General features: G+C 63.2%; 1 protein-coding gene. It reads left to right on the forward strand.

Annotated elements, in window-relative coordinates:
• Positions 1 to 418 (forward strand): PAS domain S-box protein (locus AC1DOK_RS24590; RefSeq protein WP_477556896.1); only part of this gene is annotated, 418 nt, incomplete at both ends.

A 418-nucleotide genomic window follows, 5' to 3' on the forward strand; every position in this document is an offset into this window, starting at 1 on the left:
GCTTGAGAGAACGGCTGGAGCGCCAGCGCAGCCAGGAGGCGGCGCGCCAGGCCGCAGTCAAACTGCGCGAACAGGCCTCGCTGCTGGACAGGGCCCAGGATGCCATCATGGTCCGCAACCTGGACCGGACCATACGTTTCTGGAACAAGAGTGCCGAACGCCTTTACGGCTGGACGGCCGAAGAAGTGCTGGGAAAATCGATGGAAGAGTTCATGTACGAGGATCCCCAGGTGCTTGTGGACGCCATGGCCCGCACGCTGGCCAATGAAGGGGACTGGACCGGTGAACTGGAGCAGCACGCCAGAGATGGTTCAACGGTGGCCATCGAAGCACGCTGGACGGTGGTGCGCGACGAAGAAGGCAAGGTCAACGGGGTGCTCGGCATCAACACCGATATCCGAGAACGCCGGCGTGCGCG

The sequence above is a fragment of the Paenibacillus sp. P5_B5 genome (assembly GCF_056400365.1).